6 protein-coding genes are annotated in these 6,828 nt (G+C 47.4%); 3 read left to right on the forward strand and 3 right to left on the reverse strand.

Annotated features, from left to right (window positions below; genetic code table 11):
• Window positions 1-540 precede the first annotated feature (540 nt).
• The 3 genes from G358_RS0129035 to G358_RS0129045 all read right to left on the reverse strand — a co-directional run bounded on the left by G358_RS0129035 (window position 541) and on the right by G358_RS0129045 (window position 3,379).
• Complete coding sequence (locus tag G358_RS0129035; RefSeq protein ID WP_019640765.1) at window positions 541-1,230, reverse strand: hypothetical protein; 690 nt, start codon at window positions 1,228-1,230, stop codon at window positions 541-543.
• Window positions 1,231-1,616: 386 nt separating this feature from the next.
• Complete coding sequence (locus G358_RS0129040; protein WP_019640766.1) at window positions 1,617-2,696, reverse strand: sensor histidine kinase; 1,080 nt, start codon at window positions 2,694-2,696, stop codon at window positions 1,617-1,619.
• Entirely contained in the window at window positions 2,693-3,379 is a 687-nt protein-coding gene (locus G358_RS0129045; RefSeq protein WP_019640767.1) for a response regulator, read from the reverse strand. The genes G358_RS0129040 and G358_RS0129045 overlap by 4 nt, the downstream gene beginning before the upstream one ends.
• 158 nt (window positions 3,380-3,537) lie before the next feature.
• Here G358_RS0129045 and G358_RS0129050 point away from each other — a divergent pair, with 158 nt between their 5' ends.
• The 3 genes from G358_RS0129050 to G358_RS0129060 all read left to right on the forward strand — a co-directional run bounded on the left by G358_RS0129050 (window position 3,538) and on the right by G358_RS0129060 (window position 5,865).
• The gene (locus tag G358_RS0129050) at window positions 3,538-4,170 is read left to right on the forward strand and encodes a DUF998 domain-containing protein (protein ID WP_019640768.1); all 633 of its coding nucleotides are present in this window, start codon (window positions 3,538-3,540) and stop codon (window positions 4,168-4,170) included.
• 537 nt (window positions 4,171-4,707) lie between these two features.
• On the forward strand, window positions 4,708-5,091 hold the full coding sequence (locus tag G358_RS0129055) for a DUF4180 domain-containing protein (protein ID WP_019640769.1): 384 nt from the start codon (window positions 4,708-4,710) through the stop codon (window positions 5,089-5,091).
• Window positions 5,092-5,865, forward strand: a complete 774-nt coding sequence (locus tag G358_RS0129060) for a formylglycine-generating enzyme family protein (protein ID WP_019640770.1) — start codon at window positions 5,092-5,094, stop codon at window positions 5,863-5,865.
• Window positions 5,866-6,828 lie beyond the last annotated feature (963 nt).

Below are 6,828 nucleotides of genomic sequence, written 5' to 3' on the forward strand. Positions count from 1 at the left end.
ACGCCGGAGCACGAGGCCCGGGAGCAAACGAAGGTTCGGGAGAGAATATGCGTGATTCGTTTGCACTAGGTTTGCCAAGAACTGAACGTGCGTTTCTAGCTTGCAAAAGCTCTCCTTGACGAAGGCATAACATGTGGTACCCAACCCACGGATAGCAGCGTGCCGACCGTCGCTCGCATTTTTGCTCTCGCGCCACGTGCTCAGGCAGAAAAAATAGAGGGTTTGACAAAAACGTTCATAGCAACGAATCTCATCCACGCTATTTGCCGTTTACTTTCTGTTTGAAGCAGTAAAGACTGAAATAACGTTACCTAGCTTCGTTACACTTTGCCTGGGATTGTTTTTGTACAAATAGCGATTGTGAGATTCGTTATAAAAATTCGGTGATGTTCATTTCTTAGTCTCGGTCACGTTCCAGCGCACGGTCTCATCACGATTTCGTTTTCGCTCTTTGTTCCATTCTCAGTTCCATTCTCAGTTCCATTCTGAGTCACATTTGGTCACATTTAGCCCGGTACTCGTCCTGGTCTAACCCTCGTTCTAACCTCGTTCTAACCTCGATCTAACCCCGGTCAAAACCTCGGTCTCGGGGACCCTATAGGTTCGGTAACGTAGTTTGCCGCTTGCGATGAGCAGCAATTGTTTGCTAGCGAGTTGGCGGAGGATTTTGCGCGTATGTTGCTCCGAAAGCTGAAGATGAGCGGAAATTTCAGCGGGTGTAAAAGGGCGCAGCAGTCTGCGGGCAAACCGTAAGGTTTCAGCCTCTGCCCAATGTAGTCCGGAGGGGACAGAACTGGAGAGAAATTTTCCAATAAAAGAAAGGGTGAGCTGCTTGCAGACGCCAGGATCGTCGCGGATAGATAAGTAGGCAATGGGGAGGAACAGCCAATCATCAAGAACGAGCAAAGATTGCTTCATGCATAAGTCCTTAAATCGACTGACTTCAATATCTCTGGCGTGGCTCCGATAATCTTGAATTTCAATACAGCCCTTGGCATTCCCCGGCAAATAAGCGAGGTCCAAATAACGATAGCCATTATTATAATCTCTAACCTCATATTCAGGGTATAAGTGATCAAAGTTGCCTATGGTGGGATACCAAATCCTGCGCAAATAATCTACCGTTCCCCAGCTCAGTCCCTTTCGAAGCATCTCCCTTCTTCGCGGACTTGTCTCCTCAGCAATTTGCTGATCCAGCCATTTCGGATAAACCTCTTCAAACATGCTCATTCCAGTTCACTCCCATCCCGTTTTCAATAAAACAAAAACCGCCTCAACACCCAATGTTCGCAAACATGAGTATTGAAGCGGTATATGCTTTACACCGATAACTTACAATCTATTATAGGGAGGATTAGCAATATGTTCAAATTAATCCCTCAAGTCAAAGAAATACGAAGTCAATAAGTTGGAAAGTAAATGGAAAATAAATATATAGCAGATGCATAACGATGGATAGGAGACGATGGACCTGCAATATTTTTAAACCTCCTCAAAAAGGGGAAAAGTGCACCTGATTTCTAAAAGTATTGCAAACGAAAAGTGCAACTGAATTCTAAAAGTATTGCAAACTACCGCCAGAGCTGTCTTTGTCGGGAGATCATCGTGAACATCATTTATCTGGGCAAATAAACCGTAAATTCTGCCCCTCCTTTCATATGATTCCGCACCTCAATCCTTCCGCCATGCGCAAGCACGATTTGCCGTACGATCGCCAGACCAAGACCTGCTCCTCCGCTGCGTTCTGACTTATCGACCTTGTAAAAGCGATCGAACAGATGCGCGATTGTTTCCGCTGGAATCCCCGGTCCCGTATCCTGAACGGTGACGACAATAAATGCCGGATCTTCCGCTGGAGAAACCCGGATCGAAATTTCACCGCCCGAAGGGGTATGCCGAAGCGCGTTGGCTGCCAGATTCAGGATCACTTGTTTGACCCGCTTGGCGTCGATATCCGCTTCCATTGGGTTACTACGGTCTGGGCCGTTTAACCGAATGCTCCGAGCTTCAGCCTCAGGACGGACAAGTTCCGCCAAGTCAGCCAGCAGCCCGGACAGATCGGTCACTTTCCGCTGCAAATGCAGCTCGCCAGCCTCTGCCGACGTCAAAAACTGCAGCTCGTCCACCAAGTGAATGACACGAAGCACCTCATCGTGAAGCGGAAGCAGTGTCTCCGGTTTAACATCCACGGCAGACTGCTGGACCAACTCTAATTTGGTCAGCACGATGGATAGCGGAGTCCGAAGCTCGTGCGCGACATCCTCAACCAATCGTTTGCGGCTGTTTTCAGAATCGCGCAGTTGATGTGTCATTTTGTTAAAAGCCTTGCTTACCTGTCCGTATTCATCTGACCCTTGAACGGGGAGCACTGTATCCAGTTGCCTGTCGGCTACTTTATCCATCTCGGCAATCAGTCTTTTGAGGGGGCGGGTCATCGTGCCCGACAGCCAATATCCGATCAGCAGCGCAATTCCGGCCGTGAACAAGGTGACCGTGACCGCTTTCATCCCCATGCGGCTCATGATATAGTCGCGGATTCCCTGCAATTGATCGGGTTCAATTTCGATCGCTGCTTCATCTGAAAAGTATTGTGCAAACAGACTGCCCAGATATCCTTGTGTCGTCCCGACATAAGCGGCGCTTACGAGCAGCACCAACAAGGCCATCCCGCCGAATATTTTAGAACGAAGCGTCATGACGGATCACCAAACCGATAGCCGAACCCGTAAACGGTCTGGATGTACCTTGGGTTGCCCGGGTCCGGTTCCAGTTTCTTTCTAAGCTTGCTGATGTGCGAATCCAGCGTCCTTTCGTAGTTCATCAGCTCTTCACCCATCGCCGCTCTCATCAGCTGCAATCTGCTGTAGACTACGCCCGGCCGGGTGGCCAGAGTCAGCAAAAGTTGAAATTCCGTAGGCGTAAGCGTAACGGATTCCCCGTCACGGGTGACCAGGTATCGAATTGGGTCAATCGTCAAATTCCCCCGCTGGAGAACAGACAGTTCCTCCGGACTGGATTGAATCCGGCGCAAAACCGCACGAATGCGGGAGGCGAGCTCACGAAGACTGAACGGTTTCGTGATATAGTCGTCGGCTCCGAGCTCCAGTCCGATGATTTTATCGGTTTCTTCTGTTTTGGCCGTAACCATGATGATCCCGCAGGAGGAGTTCTGTCGCAATTCACGGCACACGTCGATTCCGCTTTTGCCTGGCAGCATCCAGTCGAGCAAGACAATGGCCGGTTTCGCTGTTTGAGCGAGGCGAATCGCTTCAAGTCCGTTCATCGCGGTAAGGACATGGAAGCCTTCCTGTTCCAAATACTGCGTCATGGATATCAGCATTTGCTGTTCGTCTTCCACGATTAGCACTGTTGTTTCCATACAATGTGTCCTTTCGTATGTATATTGGCTTCATTATACCACCCTGGTTTCCATATCGGACAAATCCACAACAAATACGGGAGTCCTCCACAAGTTCTACACATTGTTTTTATAAAATGACGGAGAACAAAAAAATGATATGACGGAGGTCAGAAACTATGCGAAAAACACATTTTCTCGGGTATGCAGGTTTTTCTGGAATTTTCATTTTTGTCATTACTATTTTACTGCTGCACGGATGGCAGCCGGAAATTTCAATACTTTATGATGCCATGAGTTATTATGTACACGGACAACCGGGGTGGTTGTTCTGGGCAGGGCTTCTCGGTCTTGGACTTGGCTCGCTGGCGCTCGTTGCGGGGTTGTGGCGTATGCACAATGGAGCATATGCGAGAGTGGGTATGCTATGTGCCGGCATATGGGCCGTAGGTTTATTGATTGCGGCTGTTTTTCCGACGGACCCCAAAGGAAGCTGGGATCAGCCTCCATCTACGAGCGGCATGATCCATTTTGCAGCAGCCATCTTAGCTTTTACAGCCATCACGCTGGCCGCACTGTTTCTTGCCCGTACCTTTATAGAAGACGGACGCTGGGAGCCGGTTCAAAAGTGGATTGTCCCAATTACAGCCCTGACTGCTGTTTCCTTAATCCTGTTCATGATCTCCATCGTGTCCATTTTTGTCTCTAGTGGGGCGCCGCTCTATTTTGGGCTGACGGAAAGACTGTTTATCTTCATGAGCCTCTGCTGGATCGGTATGGCTTCGGTCGGGTTGTTACGCTCGGAAAGATGAAGGATATTGGCTGCAGCCGGGCTGAGGTTATAGTCAAATAACTAAAACGAAATATGTCTCTATCCGGTATGGAAGAGTTGCTAGGGAGGAGGATCCCCCAAAACTGTATTGAGACAGAAATAGGCAGTGTTTGAAATTGACAAAATGATTGGCGTTTAGTATCTTCTTTTTATTCCGCGACTTGAAGGGATTTCCAATATGGAGATTCCCTATGAAGATCTGTCCAAGCTGTTTTTGCAATTTTTTCACCAAGGCTTCATCTGATCATCGTCTCCAAGAAGTGATTTCCGGGAGCTATGCTGCTGATCTGCATGGCATAGCCAAAATTTTGTGATTATGCCAATAAGTCCGGACAGATGAAAATTGCTGATTCGGTTAGCACTGCCTATGGACTTTTAGCAATGGTTGTAGGATTAAGTTTTTTCAGGGTCGCCAAATTCATGCCAGTAAATGGGCAGGATAATCAATATATTTGCTTAGACTATTTGGAGAGCTTGTCTGTGGAATGATCACTTGCGACAAGGGGAGGAGGATTCTATGAATATTGTAAAGGTTCAGGCAGATGGAACAGCTATTGCCCTAGTGCACGGGGGCGAGCCTGTTATCAAAGATGTACAATCTGCATTGGATTTTATGGCCACCGTAAGATATGAAACGGACTGTGATTGTATTGTTATCGAGAAGCCGCTGATCAGTGAAAGTTTTTTTGACTTGAAAACGCGCCTTGCGGGCGAAATTTTGCAAAAGTTCATTACCTATCAAGTGAAGGTGGCGATTGTAGGGGACTTCTCGATGTATTCGAGTCAGAGTCTGAAGGATTTTATTTATGAATGCAACAATGGAAAAGCTATTTTCTTCTTATCTACGGAACAGCAAGCGATTGAAAAACTAAGTAACGCAAATTCGGGGGGATTAAGGTGAATGATGTCAGGCAATGGTGATATGATTGCAGATTATCGCATGAACAATATCCCCGCAGGCGTTGTTGCTCTAAGGGATGATCGAATAAAGAAGTCTTGGACGGCAGCGGTGGAGTCGTTTTTGCTTGCGCCTGTACCTGTGACCCAATCGCTTTATGCCGCGGTCATGCAAGGAACGCTAGAACCGAAGGGACTACCAGAAGTACCAAAGGCATTGCCAGAAGTACCAAAGGCATTGCCAGAAATATTAAAGGCATTACTAGCAGTACCGAAGGCATTCCCAGAAATACCGATGGTCAATGTCTCATGGTTGGATGCAATTCACTTTTGCAACCTCTTTTCACGGTATTCGGGTCTGCAAAGCTGTTATTCCATCATTGAAGCTGATGATGAAATGATTGTCGAATGGGACAGGAGAGCGAATGGATTCCGTTTGCCCACAGAAGCAGAATGGCAATATGCTTGTAAGGCCGGTACTTCGGAATATCGATACGGTGAGCTTGATGCGATTGCCTGGTATCGTGACAACTCGCATGGACGTTTGCATGAAGCCGCACAAAAATTGCCGAACGCTTGGCAGCTCTATGATATGTTGGGCAATGTCTGGGAATGGTGCTGGGATTTGTATGATACCGAGGTGTACGGGTCTTACCGGGTATTTCGCGGCGGCAGTTGGGCTGAGGAAGGTCGAGGATGCGGGGCAACTTGCCGTCGGCGGAGTCATCCAACTTTCCGTATCGATGATCTTGGTTTTCGTCTTGCCAGAACATTGTAATCGGAGAGGTTAGGGGTTCGCTCTCGGTTGTTTGATTCTAACGAATCTCATCCACGCTATTTGCACATATTTGCGATGTTTTTAAATTTAACGAATCTCAGACACTCTATTTGCCGTTTATCCACTGTTTGGAGCAATCAAGACTGAAATAACGTTGCCCAGCTTCGTTACATTTTCAGAAGGGTTACTTTTACACAAATAGCGATCATCAGCTTCGTTATAAATTTCGTTCACGTTCTTAGTCACATTTTCAATCTAAGTTCTGGTCAAATCTTGTATTGGTATTGGTATTGGTATTCACATTGGTATTCACATTGGTATCCATATTGGTGTTCATATCGGTATTCGTATTGGTATTCATACTGATATCCATATTTCGTATTCATATCGGTATTTGTTATTGCTATTTGTATTAGTATCCACATTGGTACTGGGTTACGTTTTCGCATCGGTCATAAAATTCGGGCCTAACCCATTTGGGAAAAATCTGTCTTGAGGTAAATCCCTAGGAGCGCAGGGAGCTAAAGAGGGACGAGCAAGGCATTGCACTCTACCTTTAGGGTTGTCTTTGGCGATTTATCGTCGGGAGCAAGTTGAATGGGATTGTAAAATCCCCCGGACTCCATATAAACAAAAAAACAGCCAATGAAGGCTGCTTTTTTGTTTGCATTGTACGCCCAGCATGGGCGTCATCTCTAGGGTGAGAGTCCCGAACGGGGGCTGGCGAGCGCCTACCGTTAGCCAAGGGCAAGGGTGTCCGTCGCGAGGCGGAATCTGAAGGAAGCCAGAGGCAAAAGCACGGGCCAAGGTACACGAACTGGATTTGAGGCAGGATTAGTCGGATGAGTTGCCAATTCACAACGAAATCCAAAGCCGCTAAGGGCTAGTCCTGTAGACTCCAGTGGTCGCGGGCGGAAAGATGACGTTCTTATCTGGGGAGGCCTGCGGGAAAAAAAAAAAAAT

This window comes from Paenibacillus fonticola DSM 21315 (assembly GCF_000381905.1).
In the GTDB taxonomy this organism is placed as follows: domain Bacteria; phylum Bacillota; class Bacilli; order Paenibacillales; family Paenibacillaceae; genus Fontibacillus; species Fontibacillus fonticola.

Excerpts from the sequence above, each read along its gene's own strand:
- G358_RS0129060 (WP_019640770.1), top strand. The coding sequence starts at position 5,092 with ATGATGTCAGGCAATGGTGATATGATTGCAGATTATCGCATGAACAAT.
- G358_RS0129040 (WP_019640766.1), bottom strand. The coding sequence starts at position 2,696 with ATGACGCTTCGTTCTAAAATATTCGGCGGGATGGCCTTGTTGGTGCTG.
- G358_RS0129055 (WP_019640769.1), top strand. The coding sequence starts at position 4,708 with ATGAATATTGTAAAGGTTCAGGCAGATGGAACAGCTATTGCCCTAGTG.
- G358_RS0129035 (WP_019640765.1), bottom strand. The coding sequence starts at position 1,230 with ATGAGCATGTTTGAAGAGGTTTATCCGAAATGGCTGGATCAGCAAATT.
- G358_RS0129050 (WP_019640768.1), top strand. The coding sequence starts at position 3,538 with ATGCGAAAAACACATTTTCTCGGGTATGCAGGTTTTTCTGGAATTTTC.
- G358_RS0129045 (WP_019640767.1), bottom strand. The coding sequence starts at position 3,379 with ATGGAAACAACAGTGCTAATCGTGGAAGACGAACAGCAAATGCTGATA.